Annotated in this window: 12 protein-coding genes; 8 read left to right on the forward strand and 4 right to left on the reverse strand. The window is 72.6% G+C overall.

Annotation, left to right across the window (positions count from 1 at the left end; all coding sequences use genetic code 11):
- Positions 1-78: 78 nt before the first annotated feature.
- Complete coding sequence (locus tag ABFY07_RS12155; protein WP_428836907.1) at positions 79-888, forward strand: phosphatase; 810 nt, start codon at positions 79-81, stop codon at positions 886-888.
- A 143-nt stretch (positions 889-1031) separates the two neighbouring features.
- Here ABFY07_RS12155 and ABFY07_RS12160 read toward each other — a convergent pair whose 3' ends face one another.
- The 3 genes from ABFY07_RS12160 to ABFY07_RS12170 all read right to left on the reverse strand — a co-directional run bounded on the left by ABFY07_RS12160 (position 1032) and on the right by ABFY07_RS12170 (position 3955).
- The gene (locus ABFY07_RS12160; protein ID WP_346174493.1) at positions 1032-1973 is read right to left on the reverse strand and encodes an acyl-CoA thioesterase; all 942 of its coding nucleotides are present in this window, start codon (positions 1971-1973) and stop codon (positions 1032-1034) included.
- A 65-nt stretch (positions 1974-2038) separates the two neighbouring features.
- Complete coding sequence (locus ABFY07_RS12165; RefSeq protein WP_346174494.1) at positions 2039-3196, reverse strand: acyl-CoA dehydrogenase family protein; 1158 nt, start codon at positions 3194-3196, stop codon at positions 2039-2041.
- A 120-nt stretch (positions 3197-3316) separates the two neighbouring features.
- On the reverse strand, positions 3317-3955 hold the full coding sequence (locus ABFY07_RS12170) for an SACE_7040 family transcriptional regulator (RefSeq protein ID WP_346174495.1): 639 nt from the start codon (positions 3953-3955) through the stop codon (positions 3317-3319).
- A gap of 188 nt (positions 3956-4143) precedes the next feature.
- On the opposite strand from ABFY07_RS12170, the gene ABFY07_RS12175 reads away from it, so the two are divergent.
- From ABFY07_RS12175 to glmS, 6 genes are all read left to right on the forward strand, one after another.
- Positions 4144-5796, forward strand: a complete 1653-nt coding sequence (locus ABFY07_RS12175) for a carboxyl transferase domain-containing protein (RefSeq protein ID WP_346174496.1) — start codon at positions 4144-4146, stop codon at positions 5794-5796.
- Between the two features lie 30 nt (positions 5797-5826).
- The gene (locus ABFY07_RS12180; RefSeq protein ID WP_346174497.1) at positions 5827-8046 is read left to right on the forward strand and encodes an acetyl/propionyl/methylcrotonyl-CoA carboxylase subunit alpha; all 2220 of its coding nucleotides are present in this window, start codon (positions 5827-5829) and stop codon (positions 8044-8046) included.
- Positions 8046-8990: a hydroxymethylglutaryl-CoA lyase gene (locus ABFY07_RS12185; protein ID WP_346174498.1), complete on the forward strand. Its 945-nt coding sequence runs from the start codon at positions 8046-8048 to the stop codon at positions 8988-8990. Before ABFY07_RS12180 ends, ABFY07_RS12185 begins: the two co-directional genes overlap by 1 nt.
- 3 nt (positions 8991-8993) lie before the next feature.
- Positions 8994-10160 (forward strand): acyl-CoA dehydrogenase family protein, encoded by a 1167-nt coding sequence (locus tag ABFY07_RS12190; RefSeq protein ID WP_346174499.1) that lies wholly within the window; start codon positions 8994-8996, stop codon positions 10158-10160.
- Positions 10161-10288: 128 nt separating this feature from the next.
- A complete protein-coding gene (locus tag ABFY07_RS12195) occupies positions 10289-10564 on the forward strand; it encodes a hypothetical protein (protein ID WP_065959607.1) in 276 nt (91 codons plus the stop codon).
- A gap of 42 nt (positions 10565-10606) precedes the next feature.
- Positions 10607-12448, forward strand: coding sequence for a glutamine--fructose-6-phosphate transaminase (isomerizing) (glmS, locus tag ABFY07_RS12200; RefSeq protein ID WP_346174500.1), 1842 nt, complete (start codon positions 10607-10609; stop codon positions 12446-12448).
- A gap of 431 nt (positions 12449-12879) precedes the next feature.
- On the opposite strand, the gene ABFY07_RS12205 is transcribed toward glmS, so the two are convergent.
- On the reverse strand, positions 12880-13401 hold the full coding sequence (locus tag ABFY07_RS12205) for a universal stress protein (protein WP_346174501.1): 522 nt from the start codon (positions 13399-13401) through the stop codon (positions 12880-12882).
- 440 nt (positions 13402-13841) lie between these two features.
- Between ABFY07_RS12205 and ABFY07_RS12210 the strand changes: the two genes are divergently transcribed.
- Positions 13842-14168, forward strand: a complete 327-nt coding sequence (locus ABFY07_RS12210) for a hypothetical protein (protein WP_245737919.1) — start codon at positions 13842-13844, stop codon at positions 14166-14168.
- Positions 14169-14295: the final 127 nt, after the last annotated feature.

Consider the following 14295-nt stretch of genomic DNA (forward strand, 5'->3'; position numbering starts at 1 on the left):
CGGGCCGTGGTCGCGTCATGATCCTGTCAGTACCGGGGCCGTAGCGGACGCCCCCATTTACCCGCCGCAGGGGCGACAATGGACCGCATGCCGATACCCAGCTCCGTGCCCAGCCGGGCCGAACTGATCGACCACCTGGTCCGTACCCGCATCGCCGGAGACGTCGCCACCCCCCGGGACAACAACCTCGCCCACTACCGCAAGCTCGCGAACGGCGACCGCCACTACTGGCTGGGCCTGGAGCTGGGCGACCGCTGGGCCGATGAGCAGGACGTGCTGGCGGTCATGGCGGAGCGCTGCGGCGTGGTGGACGATCCGGAGCACCGCGTCGGGCAGGACACGATCGACCCGGAGCTGACGGTGGGGGCGCTGGACCGGATGGCGTCGGTGCTGCGGAAGGCGGCCGAGGCCGGGGAGCGGGTGCTGTTCGCCACCGGGCACCCGGGCGGGCTGCTGGAGGTGCACCGCGCCACGGCGGCGGCGCTGCGGGCGGCGGGGTGCGACATCGTGTCGATCCCGGGCGGTCTGGAGGCGGACGAGGGGTACGTCTTCCAGTTCTGCGACGTGGCGATGCTGGAGCGCGGCGCGACGCTGTGGCACACCCACTCCCCCGCCCCCATGGCCGCGATCCTGGACGGCCTGGAGCGGGAGGGGCGGCCGCTGCCGGATCTGGTGGTCGCGGACCACGGCTGGGCGGGGTGCGCGGGGCAGCGGGGCATCGACGCGGTCGGGTACGCGGACTGCAACGACCCGGCGCTGTTCCTCGGCGAGGCGGAGGGCACGCTGCAGGTGGTGGTGCCGCTGGACGACCACGTCACCAACCCGCGCTTCTACGACCCGATGGTCGCCTACCTCCTGGACGCGGCGGGACTCGACGCCCGGTTCTGACGCATCAGGGCTGCTTTGCGGCGAGTGAGCCGAAGGGGCGCGACGCTGTCGAAAGGGAGAGCGCGCGGAGGCCCCGAGGAACGAGGGGCCGAGCACGGTCGACCGTCGACAGCGGCTGAGGCGCCCCGGAGGTGAACCGAGCCCTAAAAAGAGGGGCGCGGGACGCGCATGACGCCTTCCTGGATCACCGAGACCGCCAGTTGTCCGTCGGCCGTGAAGATACGGCCCTTGGCCAGGCCCCGGCCGCCGGACGCGGAGGGGCTCTCCTGGTCGTACAGCAGCCACTCGTCCGCGCGGAAGGGGCGGTGGAACCACATGGCGTGGTCCAGGCTGGCGCCGACGATGTCGCCGACGGCCCAGCCGCCGCGGCCGTGGGCGAGGAGGATCGAGTCCAGCAGGGTCATGTCGGAGACATAGGTGGCCAGGCAGAGGTGTGTGAGGGGGTCGTCGGCGGCGCCGTCCAGTTTGCCGTTCGTCCGGAACCAAACCTGTGACTTCGGCTCGCGGGGCCGCCCGACGCTGGCGTACGGCGGGGCGTCCACGTACCGCAGGTCGATCGCGGCGCGCGCCTCCAGCATCCGCTCGACCACGCTCGGGTCGCTGAACAGGTGGGCGTATCGGGGCAGCAGTTCCTCGCCGCTGGGCAGGGAGAGCGGGTCGGGTACGGCGGGCATGGGCTCCTGGTGCTCCAGGCCCTCCTCGTGACGCTGGAAGGACGCCGAGAGGTGGAAGATCGGCTGGCCGTGCTGGACGGCCACCACCCGGCGGGTGGTGAAGGAGAAGCCGTCGCGGATGCGGTCCACGGTGTAGACGATGGGCGCGGCGGGATCGCCGGGGCGCAGGAAGTAGGAGTGCAGGGAGTGCGCCGGGCGGTCGGCCGGGACGGTGCGGCCGGCCGCGACCAGGGCCTGGGCGGCGACCTGGCCGCCGAAGACGCGCGGCACCAGGGGTGCCGCGCTGCTGGTGCCTCGGAAGATGTCCAGGTCTATCCGTTCCAGGTCGAGCAGGTCGAGGAGACCGGGCAGGCCCTGGGGCGCGTCGTCGTGCGGTGCGCCGTGTGGTGCGCCGTGTGGTGCGTCGTTCATGGTTTAAGGAGTGTCGCAGACCCGTATTGCGGCGCTGTTGCCACGAGGGGCCGGGCGGGCCGGTCTCACAGGCCCATCGACTTCGCGACGATGGACCGCATGACCTCGCTGGTGCCGCCGTAGATGCGGGTGACGCGGGTGTCCGCGTACAGGCGGGCGATGGGGTACTCCATCATGTAGCCGTAGCCGCCGTGCAGCTGCAGGCACTTGTCGATCACGACGGCCGCGCGCTCGGTGGTGAAGAGCTTCGCGGAGGCGGCATCGGCGGCGGTGAGCTCGCCCGCGTCGTGCGCCTCCAGGGCCCGGTCGACGACCGCCTGCATCGCGTCCACCTCGGCCTTGCAGTCGGCGAGCGTGAACTTGGTGTTCTGGAAGGACGCCACCGACTTGCCGAAGATCGTCCGGTCCGTGACATAGGCCTTGGCGAACTCGACGGCCGCCGCGGCCTGCGCGTACGCGCCGACGGCGATGCCCAGGCGCTCCTGGGGAAGGTTGTGGGTGAGGTATTCGAAGGCCCGGCCCTCCTCGCCCAGCAGGTCCTCCACCGGCACCTTGACGTCGGTGAAGGACAGCTCGGCGGTGTCGGAGGTCTTCAGGCCCAGCTTCTCCAGCTTGCGGCCGACCGCGTAGCCCTCGCTCCTGGTGTCGACGACGAGGATGGATATGCCGCCGCGGCGGTCCTCGGGGGTGGCGGGGGCGGTGCGGGCGCAGACCAGGACGCGGTCGGCGAGCACGCCGCCGGTGATGAAGGTCTTGGCGCCGTTGAGCACGTAGTGGGTGCCGTCCTCGGACAGCTTGGCGGTGGTCTTCATGCCCGCCAGGTCGGAGCCGGTGCCCGGCTCGGTCATGGCGATGGCGGTCATCATGTCGCCGGAGACGAACGGGGGCAGCCAGCGCCGCTTCTGCTCCTCGGTGGCGTACTTGAGCAGATAGGGCAGGCACAGCGCGGTGTGCACGCTGCTGCCGCCGAAGCTGACGCCGGCCCGGGCGGTCTCCTCGGTGATGATCGCGTTGAACTTGAAGCTGGTCTCGCCCGCGCCGCCGTACTCCTCGGGCACCTCGATGCCGAAGATCCCCAGCTCGCCGAGTTTCTTGTAGAACTCGCGGGGGGCCTGGCCGGCCTCGCGCCACTCCTCGTAGTAGGGGACGACCTCGGCGGCGATGAAGTCGCGGATGGTCTCCCGGAACGCCTCGTGGTCCTCGTTGAACACCGTGCGACGCATCTGCGGCGGCCTCCTCGGTCGGCTGGCTAAGCGCTTGCTCAGCGAAAGCTACCGGCCAGTCGGCAGGCCTGTCCAGACCCGCACGAAGCCACCGCGCCCGACCCGGCGCGACCCACCGCCTCAGACCCCGCTCCCGCCCTCCCCGGACGCCGGCCCGCTCCCGTCAGCGGCGGCGCGGAAGGCGCCGAGCGCCAGGCGGTGCAGCAGCTCGGCGGTGGCCGCGCGGGCCGGGAGGGCGCCGGGGCGGCTGAGGTGGGGGGTGGAGTTGAGCAGCCCGAAGACGGCGTGGACGCACGCCCGCGCCTCGGCCTCGGAGAGCCGGGGGTGGACCTCGCACACCACCTGGACCCACAGCTCGACGTACTGCCGCTGGAGCGAGCGCACCAGCTTGCGGTCGGTGTCCCGGAGCCGGTCCAGCTCGCGGTCGTGGAGGACGATCAGCGGGCGGTCGTCGAGGGCGAAGTCGATGTGGCCCCGGACCAGCGAGTCCAGCACGGCGGCCGGATCCCGCTCCCCCTCCGGGACCTCGGCGGCGCGCTGCTTGCCGCCCGCCAGGAGCCGGCCGCTGATGCCGACCAGCAGCTCCGCGAGCATGGCCTCCTTGCCGGCGAAGTGGCGGTAGAGGCCCGGTCCGCTGATGCCGACCGCCGCGCCTATCTCGTCGACGCCGACGCCGTGGAAGCCGCGCTCGGCGAACAGGCGCGCCGCCTCCTTCAGAATCTGCTCGCGGCGGGTGGGGGCAGGGGCTTGCGTGCTCATGGAAGGAATTCTAGACAGCGGCGTTAGTGGTCGTTAACCTGGTGGATGGGTTAACGCTCATTAACCGCGCGGGACAACCGTACGAGACAGACCGTACGAGATGGACCGCACGTGGCAGACCGCATGTGGCAGACCGCATGTGGCAGACCGCACGAGACAGACCGCACGAGGCAAGGGGGCCCGTAGCCATGGAGCAGGCACCGGTGTTGGGCAGCGCCGCCGATCCGGCGTCCGACGCCTGGTCGGCCAACGAGGCCGCGCACCGCGAGCTGGCCGCGCGGCTGCGCGAGAAGCTGGCCGAGGCGCGGCTGGGCGGCGGCGAGAAGGCGCGGGCGCGGCACACCGCGCGCGGCAAGCTGCTGCCCCGCGACCGGGTCGACACCCTGCTGGACGCGGGCTCGCCGTTCCTGGAGCTGGCCCCGCTGGCCGCCGACGGGATGTACGGGGGGCAGGCCCCGGCGGCGGGCGTGATCGCGGGGATCGGGCGGGTGGCGGGCCGCGAGGTGGTCGTGATCGCCAATGACGCCACCGTCAAGGGCGGCACGTACTACCCGATGACGGTCAAGAAGCATCTGCGCGCCCAGGAGGTCGCGCTGGAGAACCGCCTGCCGTGCGTGTATCTGGTCGACTCCGGGGGCGCCTTCCTGCCCATGCAGGACGAGGTCTTCCCCGACCGGGACCACTTCGGGCGGATCTTCTACAACCAGGCGCGGATGTCGGGCGCCGGGATCCCGCAGATCGCGGCGGTCCTCGGGTCCTGCACGGCGGGCGGGGCGTACGTCCCGGCGATGAGCGACGAGGCGGTCATCGTGCGCGGGCAGGGCACGATCTTTCTGGGCGGGCCGCCGCTGGTGAAGGCGGCGACGGGAGAGGTCGTCACGGCCGAGGAGCTGGGCGGCGGCGAGGTCCACTCCAAGGTCTCCGGGGTCACCGACCATCTCGCGGAGGACGACGCCCACGCGCTGCGCATCGTCCGCACGATCGTCTCCACCCTCCCCCCGTCCCTGCCGGGCGGCGGGTCGCCGCCGTGGCCGGTGCGGCGCTCGGAGGAGCCCGCGGTGGACCCGGCGGGGCTCTACGGGGCGGTGCCGGTCGACTCCCGCACCCCGTACGACGTGCGGGAGGTGATCGCGCGCATCGTGGACGGCTCGCGGTTCGCCGAGTTCAAGGCCGAGTTCGGCACCACCCTGGTGACGGGGTTCGCGCACATCATGGGCCACCCGGTGGGCATCGTCGCCAACAACGGCATCCTGTTCTCCGAGTCGGCCCAGAAGGGCGCCCATTTCATCGAGCTGTGCGACCAGCGCGGCATCCCCCTGGTGTTCCTGCAGAACATCTCGGGCTTCATGGTCGGCCGCAGCTATGAGGCGGGCGGCATCGCCAAGCACGGCGCCAAGATGGTCACCGCCGTGGCCTGCGCCCGGGTGCCGAAGCTGACGGTGGTCGTCGGCGGCTCGTACGGCGCGGGCAACTACTCGATGTGCGGGCGCGCCTATTCGCCGCGCTTCCTGTGGATGTGGCCCAACGCGAAGATCTCCGTGATGGGCGGCGAGCAGGCGGCCTCCGTGCTCGCGACCGTCAAGCGCGACCAGCTGGAGGCGCGCGGCGAGGAGTGGCCGGCGGACGAGGAGGAGGCCTTCCGGGCGCCGATCCGCGAGCAGTACGAGACCCAGGGAAACGCCTACTACGCCACGGCGCGGCTGTGGGACGACGGCGTGATCGACCCCCTGGAGACCCGCTCGGTGCTGGGCCTGGCCCTCACCGCCTGTGCCAACGCGCCGCTTCCCGGCAAGCCCGGCCAGGATCCCGTGACGCCCGGCTTCGGCGTCTTCCGGATGTGAGGGACCGTGGAGCTGAAGAGTGTGAGCCCGATGTTCGAGACAGTCCTGGTGGCCAACCGCGGGGAGATCGCCGTCCGGGTGATCCGCACACTGCGGCGGCTCGGTGTGCGCTCGGTCGCCGTGTTCAGCGACGCCGACGCGGACGCGCTGCATGTGCGCGAGGCGGACACGGCGGTCCGGCTCGGCCCGGCGAGTCCCGCCGAGAGCTATCTGTCGCTCAAGCGGCTGCTGGACGCGGCCGACCGCGCGGGAGCCCAGGCCGTGCACCCCGGCTACGGCTTCCTCGCGGAGAACGCGGCGTTCGCGCGCGCCTGCGCCGGCGCCGGGCTCGTCTTCATCGGCCCGCCCGCCGGGGCCATCGAGCTGATGGGCGACAAGATCCGCGCCAAGGAGAGTGTGCGGGCGGCCGGTGTGCCGGTGGTGCCCGGTTCCGTCGGCAGCGCCCTGACCGATACCCAGCTCATCGACGCCGCCCGCGAGATCGGCATGCCCGTGCTGCTCAAGCCCTCGGCGGGCGGCGGCGGCAAGGGCATGCGGCTGGTGCGGGAGGAGGCGCGGCTCGCCGACGAGATCGCGGCCGCGCGACGCGAGGCCCGGGGCGCGTTCGGCGATGACACGCTGCTGGTCGAGCGCTGGATCGACCGCCCCCGGCACATCGAGATCCAGGTGCTGGCCGACGGCCATGGTCAGGTCCTCCACCTCGGCGAGCGCGAGTGCTCGCTCCAGCGCCGCCACCAGAAGATCATCGAGGAGGCGCCCAGCCCCCTGCTGGACCCGGCCACCAGGGCGCTGATGGGCGAGGCCGCCGTGCAGGCCGCGCGCTCCTGCGGCTATGTGGGCGCCGGCACGGTGGAGTTCATCGTCCCGGGCGACGACCCGGCGGCGTACTGCTTCATGGAGATGAACACCCGCCTCCAGGTCGAGCACCCGGTGACCGAGCTGGCCGTGTCCGTCAAGGACCGGGGCCGGCTGGACCTGGTGGAGTGGCAGCTGCGGATCGCGGCCGGTGAGCACCTGCCCTTCGGCCAGGACGACATCGCCCTCACCGGCCATGCCGTCGAGGCCCGCCTCTGCGCGGAGACCGCCCGGGTCAGCGGCGGCACCGTCGACTTCCTCCCCTCGGCGGGCACGGTGCTCGCGCTGTCCGAGCCGGACGGGGAGGGGGTGCGGGTCGACTCCGGGCTGACCGTCGGCACCGAGGTCGGCACCGTCTACGACCCGATGCTCGCCAAGGTCGTCGCCCACGGCCCCGACCGCCCCACCGCCCTGCGCCGGCTGCGCGCCGCGCTGGCCCGCACCACCGTCCTCGGCCTGGACACCAACACCGGCTTTCTGCGCCGCCTCGCCGCCCACCCGGCCGTGGTCTCCGGCGACCTGGACACCGGTCTCGTCGACCGCGAGGCCGCCGCGCTGGTGCCCGCCGCCGTCCCGGACGAGGTGTACGCGGCGGCGGCCCTGCTGCGCCAGGCCGCGCTGGAGCCGGGCGGGTCCGGCGGCCCGGGCGGCTGGGTGGATCCGTTCTCCGTGCCGACCGGCTGGCGGCTGGGCGGCGAGCCCGCCTGGACCGTCCACCATCTGCGCGTCCCCGGCCACGCCCCGGTGACCGTCCGGGTGCGCGGCCGGGCCCATGACGCGGAGGTGTGGGTGGAGGAGGCCGACGCCGGCGGCGCGGCCGCCCCGGCACCGGTCCAGGGCTCCACCGCCGCGCGGAGCACTCCGGGCGGCGCGCCGGGCGACGGGGGCGGCGAGGACGCCGAGCCCCGGATCGTCCGGGCGCGGCTGACGGTGCCGCCCGCGAGCGGGCCGGCAACCGGCCCGGCAGGCGGGCCGGGGGGCCTCCCCTCCGGGGGCGGGGGTGCGCGGGCCGTGCTGGACTGGGGCGGCGTCACCCACACCTTCGCGTACGCCGCGCACGGCGCCGGCCACTGGCTGGGCCGGGACGGCGACGCCTGGCAGGTGGCCGACCACGACCCGGTGGAGGCGGCGCTGCGCGGCGGGGCGGCCGGCACCCACGCCGGGGAGCTGACCGCGCCGATGCCCGGCACGGTCACGGTGGTGAAGGCCGCCGTCGGCGACGAGGTCACCGCCGGGCAGGGCCTGGTGGTGGTCGAGGCCATGAAGATGGAACACGTCATCTCCGCCCCGCACGACGGCACCGTCACCGAGCTCGACGTGGCCCCCGGCAGCACGGTCGCCATGGACCAGCTGCTGGCGGTCGTCACCCCGCGCGAGACCGAGGAGCGTGCGTGATGGCCCTTCCCGACACCCTTCCCATGACCTTCCAGGCCCCCGGGCTGCCCGCCCGGGTCCGCATCCATGAAGTGGGCCCCCGGGACGGCCTGCAGAACGAGAAGACGTTCGTCCCGGTGGCGGTGAAGGCCGAGTTCATCCGGCGGCTGGTCGAGGCGGGGCTGACCACCGTCGAGGCGACGAGCTTCGTCCACCCCAAGTGGGTGCCCCAGCTGGCCGACGCCGAGGAGCTGATGCCCCTGCTGGAGGGCACCCCGGCCCGGCTGCCCGTGCTGGTGCCCAACAAGCGCGGGCTGGAGCGCGCGCTGGCGCTCGGGGCTCGGGACGTCGCCGTCTTCGCCAGCGTCACCGAGTCCTTCGCCCGGGCCAATCTGAACCGCTCGGTCGACGAGGTGCTGGAGATGTTCGAGCCCGTCGTCGCCGAGGCCCGCGCGGCGGGCGCCGCGGTGCGCGGCTATCTGTCGATGTGCTTCGGCGACCCGTGGGAGGGCGCGGTCCCCGTCTCCCAGACGGTCTCGGTCGCCCGCCACCTCATGGACATGGGGTGCGCGGAGCTGAGCCTGGGCGACACCATCGGCGTGGCCACCCCCGGCCATGTGCTGGAGCTGCTGTCCGCCCTGAGCGAGGCGGGCGTCCCGGCGAACAGGCTGGCGGTCCACTTCCACGACACCTACGGCCAGGCGCTCGCCAACACCCTCACGGCGCTCCAGTACGGCGTCACCTGTGTCGACGCCTCCGCCGGCGGCCTCGGCGGCTGCCCGTACGCGAAGAGCGCCACCGGCAACCTGGCCACCGAGGACCTGGTGTGGATGCTCGACGGCCTCGGCATCGAGACCGGGGTGGATCTGCGCCGGCTCGCCGCGACCAGTGAGTGGATGGCCCGTCACCTGGGCCGGCCCAGCCCGTCCCGTACCGTCCGCGCGCTTGCCCCGAAGGAGATCTGAGCCATGTCGACCGACCACCGCCTCTCTCCCGAGCACGAGGAACTGCGCCGTACCGTCGAGGCGTTCGCGCACGACGTGGTGGCCCCGAAGATCGGGGAGTACTGGGAGCAGCACGAGTTCCCGTACGAGATCGTCCGCGAGATGGGCCGGATGGGCCTGTTCGGGCTGCCGTTCCCCGAGGAGTACGGCGGCATGGGCGGCGACTACTTCGCGCTCTGTCTGGCCATCGAGGAGCTGGCCCGGGTGGACTCCTCCGTGGCGGTCACCCTGGAGGCCGGGGTGTCGCTGGGCGCGATGCCGATCTTCCGTTACGGCACGGAGGAGCAGAAGCGCCGCTGGCTGCCCGCCCTGTGCTCGGGCGAGTCCCTGGGCGCGTTCGGCCTGACGGAGCCCGGCGGCGGCTCGGACGCGGGCGCCACCCGCACCACCGCCCGGCTGGACGAGGCCACGGGCGAGTGGGTGATCAACGGCACCAAGTGCTTCATCACCAACTCCGGCACCGACATCACCGCGCTGATCACGGTCACGGCCGTCACCGGCCGCAAGCCCGACGGCGGCCCCGAGATCTCCACGATCATCGTGCCCTCGGGCACCCCCGGGCTGACCGTCGCGGCCCCCTACTCCAAGGTGGGGTGGAACGCGTCGGACACCCGCGAGCTGTCCTTCTCCGACTGCCGGGTCCCGGCGGATCATCTGCTCGGCGAGAAGGGCCGTGGCTACGCCCAGTTCCTGCGGATCCTGGACGAGGGCAGGGTGGCGATCTCCGCGATGGCCACCGGCCTGGCCCAGGGCTGCGCGGACGAGTCGGTGGCGTACGCGAAGACCCGCGAGGCGTTCGGCCGCCCCATCGGCGCCAACCAGGCCATCCAGTTCAAGATCGCGGACATGGAGACCCGGGCGCACCTGGCCCGGGTGGCGTGGCGGGACGCGGCCTCGCGGCTGGTGCGCGGCGAGCCGTTCAAGAAGGAGGCGTCGATCGCCAAGCTCTACTCCTCCGAGGTCGCGGTGACCAACGCGCGGGAGGCCACGCAGGTCCACGGCGGATACGGCTTCATGAACGAGTACCCGGTGGCCCGGATGTGGCGGGACTCCAAGATCCTGGAGATCGGCGAGGGCACCAGCGAGGTCCAGCGGATGCTGATCGCCCGCGAGCTGGGGCTCGCCGGCTGACCCGGGGGCGCCCCTGCCTCACCCAACACCCCGCACCCAACACCCCTCCCTGCCCGGTATCGGAACCTCCCTGCCCGATATCGGGCAGGATTCTTGCGAAACGGGACGACTCCCCGCAGTATCTACGGGTGCTCGATCGCCGTATGTCCCACGATGACCTCATCGACCACCTGGTGCGCAGCACGCCGCTCAGCCGCGGCGAGGCCGCCCGGGTGGTGCTGGACGTGCTGGCGTACTTCGACGAGACGACCGAGGAATACGTCCGCCGCCGCCACCGCGAGCTGCAGTCCGGCGGGCTGACGAACCCGGACATCTTCGAGCGGATCACGGCCGAGCTGCCGCACCGCGCGGTGGCTCCGCCGGAGCTCTCGCTGCGCCAGCTGCGGCGCATCGTCTACGGCTGAGCCGGGCACCCATGAGCGACGCGTCAGGGAGGGTTTGACACCATGTGCGGAATCGTCGGATATATCGGGAAGCGCGATGTGGCGCCGCTGCTGCTGGAGGGGCTGCAGCGCCTGGAGTACCGCGGCTATGACTCGGCCGGTATCGCGATCCACGCCAAGCCCGCCAAATCGGGGCAAGCGACGCACCCGACCGGTCTGAAGACCGCCAAGGCCAAGGGCCGGGTGCGGGATCTGGAGGCCAGGCTCCCCAAGCGCTTCGCGGGCACCGTCGGCATCGCGCACACCCGCTGGGCCACCCACGGCGCGCCCAACGACACCAACGCGCATCCGCACCTGGACGCGGACGGCAAGGTCGCGATCGTCCACAACGGCATCATCGACAACGCCGCCGAGCTGCGCGCCAAGCTCGCCGCCGACGGGGTCGAGCTGGCCTCCGAGACCGACTCCGAGACCCTGGCCCACCTGATCGGCCGCTCGCAGGCCGCCACGCTGGAGGAGAAGGTCCGCCAGGCCCTCGCCCTGGTCGAGGGCACGTACGGCATCGCCGTGCTGCACGCGGACTTCCCCGACCGGATCGTCGTCGCCCGCAACGGCTCCCCCGTGGTGCTGGGCATCGGCGAGAAGGAGATGTTCGTCGCCTCGGACGTCGCCGCGCTGGTGAGCCACACCCGCCAGGTGGTCACCCTCGACGACGGCGAGATGGCCACCCTCAAGGCCGACGACTTCCGCACCTACACCACCGAGGGCTCCCGCACCTCGGCCACGCCGACCACCGTGGAGTGGGAGGCCGAGTCGTACGACATGGGCGGCCACGACACGTATATGCACAAGGAGATCCACGAGCAGGTCGACGCCGTGGACCGGGTGCTGCGCGGGCGCATCGACGACCGCTTCGCCACCGTCCGCCTCGGCGGGCTCAACCTGGACGCCCGCGAGGCGCGCGGGGTGCGCCGGGTGAAGATCCTCGGCTGCGGCTCGGCCTACCACACGGGCCTGATCGGCGCCCAGCTGATCGAGGAGCTGGCCCGGATCCCGGCGGACGCCGAGCCGGCCAGCGAGTTCCGCTACCGCAACCCGGTCGTCGACCCGGACACCCTCTACATCGCGGTCAGCCAGTCCGGGGAGACGTACGACACCCTGGCCGCCGTCCAGGAGCTCAAGCGCAAGGGCGCGCGCGTCCTGGGCGTCGTCAACGTGGTCGGCAGCGCGATCGCCCGGGAGACGGACGGCGGGGTGTACGTCCACGCGGGCCCCGAGGTCTGCGTCGTGTCCACCAAGTGCTTCACCAACACGGCCGTGGCCTTCGCCCTGCTGGCCCTCCACCTCGGCCGGATCCGGGACCTGTCGGTCGCCGACGGAAAGCGGATCATCGCCGGGCTGCGGCGGCTGCCCGAGCAGATCGCGGAGGTGCTGCGCGGCGAGGAGGAGATCAAGAGGCTCGCGGCGGAGTACGCGAACGCGAAGAGCATGATGTTCATCGGCCGGGTGCGCGGCTACCCCGTCGCCCGTGAGGCGTCCCTGAAGCTCAAGGAGGTCTCCTACGTCCACGCCGAGGCGTATCCGGCCTCGGAACTCAAGCACGGCCCGCTGGCGCTCATCGAGCCCGAGGTGCCGACCGTCGCCGTGCTCCCGGACGACGACCTGCTGGAGAAGAACCGCGCGACGCTGGAGGAGATCAAGGCCCGCAGCGGCCGGATCCTGGCCGTGGCGCACCAGGAGCAGGAGAAGGCGGACCACACGATCGTGGTCCCGCGCAACGAGCCGGAGCTGGACCCGATCCTGATGGGCGTCCCGCTGCAACTCCTCGCCTACCACACGGCGCTGGCGCTGGGCCGCGACATCGACAAGCCGCGCAACCTGGCGAAGTCCGTGACGGTGGAGTAGGGCTGAGCGGCCCTCAGGGCCGGCCTCGCCGAGCGGCCCTCAGGGCCGGCCTCGCTGAGCGGCCCTCGGGGCCGGCCGCCCCGGCGGCCGAGCGCTCGGCGGTCCCCCGCGTGTGCCACCACGCACGCGGGGGCCGCCTCCCCAGTGCCGGCGTCGCCCTCACGCCGGCAGGTGAGCCGCCGATCGGGAGCCGTCACCTCCCGATCGGCGGCACGCGACGCACGCCCGATCGTTCGGTTTTTACCCGTCACAAACGCACAATCCACCTCTACGCACGGGTAGATTCGCCCGCCGCCGGGCGATGTCAAGCCGGACTTGACGCCATCTCGACCGGTTCCCAAGGGAGTTGAGCATGTCCGATTCCCGACGCCCGTACGCGCGCCCGGGAACCGACCGCGAACCCCCGGGAACCGATCCGGGCCCCGGGGACGTCAGGGAATGACCACCACGGGCCGCTGCGCCCGGCGCGCCAGCCGCCCCGCGACCGAGCCGAAGATCCGCCCCACCAGCCCGTGCGTGGAGCCGACCACGATCGCGTCGGCCGCGTACTCGCGGCCGACCTCCTCCAGCTCGTGGCAGATGTCCCCGCCCCGCTCCACGAGGATCCAGGGCACCTCGGCGAGATGGTCGGCGCAGGCCAGCTCCAGGCCCAGCACCTCGGTGCGGTGGTCGGGCACGTCGACGAAGACCGGGGGCTCGCACCCGGCCCACACGGTCGTCGGCAGCCGGTTGGCCACATGGACGATGATCAGGCCGGAGCCGGAGCGCCGGGCCATGCCGATGGCGTACGCGAGGGCGCGCTCGCTCGATGTCGAACCGTCGAATCCCACCACGACGCCGTGCTGGAACGCCGGATCGCAGGAATGACGTGATTCTTCCGCCGCTTCGGGGTGCGCCATGTGATCGGCGACCCGCTTGCGGTCCGCGGGTTCGGGGATGTCGTGACCGGCCATCGGTGTCTCGGCGAAGGAAGTCCTCGTGAGGAGGGAACGGCGGGGGCTCGTGGTTGGAGTTGTCAGGGGACGCAAGCTCGCTGGCGCTCGGGGGAGCGTATCGAACGAACCGAATCCGTCCGGGATTCATCTTTCCAAGCCCTTACCCCTAAGGGTACGGCGCCACTCCCCTCCTGCCCAGAGAGCTCCTGGGCGGCGAACCGCCCGAGGCGTTCCACGGAGCATGCCGGAGGGCGGCCCGTAACGCAATGCCCCAAGTGGTCCCGACCGTGCCGATGTGCGGCTCCCCCGGCGGGGCCCGAGTGAGCCTCGAGCGGTCGTCCGGTGGACGCCGGGCGGAGCCGCGTCCACCGGGCGGGCGGTCGGCAGTGACCCCACGGCCCGCGGGGCGTTGTAGAAGCCGCGTGGTCCCCCGTCCGCCGCCTCCGAGGAGCAGATACGTGCCCGCGACCCTCGAGTACGACGCGTCCCGCGAAGGCCACGGCCACCCCGCCCGGACCCCGGTGGGAGAGGCGGCCGACGAGGTGACCCGCTGGGGCGCGTTCAGCAGCGCCCTGGTGCCCGTGGTGCTGCTGGTGTGCGGCTCGCCGTTCGGCGCTGCCGCCGGCTCCGCCCTGGGGCTGGCCGCGGTCACCGCCGTCAGCCGGACGCTGCTGCGCCGCTCCGAGCGCGCCGCCGCGCGGCTCTCCGGGGCGGGTGTGAGTCCACATCGTGGACGACATGGGCGCACCGGAATCGGGGCGCACAGGGGCGGCCGGCGGGGCTGAGGGCGCGCTCCGTAGCGCTCCGGGCACACACTGCTGAGGGTCCCCGAGCGGGTCGTACGCCCGGCGGAGGACCCTTCCGCACGTCTGCGCCCACTTCTTTTCGGCCAACTTCGCCTCAGAGTTCTTT

This window comes from Streptomyces sparsogenes subsp. cuspidosporus, from assembly GCF_039532705.1.
Classification (GTDB): domain Bacteria; phylum Actinomycetota; class Actinomycetes; order Streptomycetales; family Streptomycetaceae; genus Streptomyces; species Streptomyces sparsogenes.

Bases quoted from the DNA above. Each gene is read 5' to 3' on its own strand.
- ABFY07_RS12185 (WP_346174498.1), top strand. From the start codon at position 8,046: ATGGCCCTTCCCGACACCCTTCCCATGACCTTCCAGGCCCCCGGGCTG.
- ABFY07_RS12205 (WP_346174501.1), bottom strand. From the start codon at position 13,401: ATGGCCGGTCACGACATCCCCGAACCCGCGGACCGCAAGCGGGTCGCC.
- ABFY07_RS12165 (WP_346174494.1), bottom strand. From the start codon at position 3,196: ATGCGTCGCACGGTGTTCAACGAGGACCACGAGGCGTTCCGGGAGACC.
- ABFY07_RS12175 (WP_346174496.1), top strand. From the start codon at position 4,144: ATGGAGCAGGCACCGGTGTTGGGCAGCGCCGCCGATCCGGCGTCCGAC.
- glmS (WP_346174500.1), top strand. From the start codon at position 10,607: ATGTGCGGAATCGTCGGATATATCGGGAAGCGCGATGTGGCGCCGCTG.
- ABFY07_RS12155 (WP_428836907.1), top strand. From the start codon at position 79: ATGGACCGCATGCCGATACCCAGCTCCGTGCCCAGCCGGGCCGAACTG.
- ABFY07_RS12180 (WP_346174497.1), top strand. From the start codon at position 5,827: ATGTTCGAGACAGTCCTGGTGGCCAACCGCGGGGAGATCGCCGTCCGG.
- ABFY07_RS12190 (WP_346174499.1), top strand. From the start codon at position 8,994: ATGTCGACCGACCACCGCCTCTCTCCCGAGCACGAGGAACTGCGCCGT.
- ABFY07_RS12170 (WP_346174495.1), bottom strand. From the start codon at position 3,955: ATGAGCACGCAAGCCCCTGCCCCCACCCGCCGCGAGCAGATTCTGAAG.
- ABFY07_RS12160 (WP_346174493.1), bottom strand. From the start codon at position 1,973: ATGAACGACGCACCACACGGCGCACCACACGGCGCACCGCACGACGAC.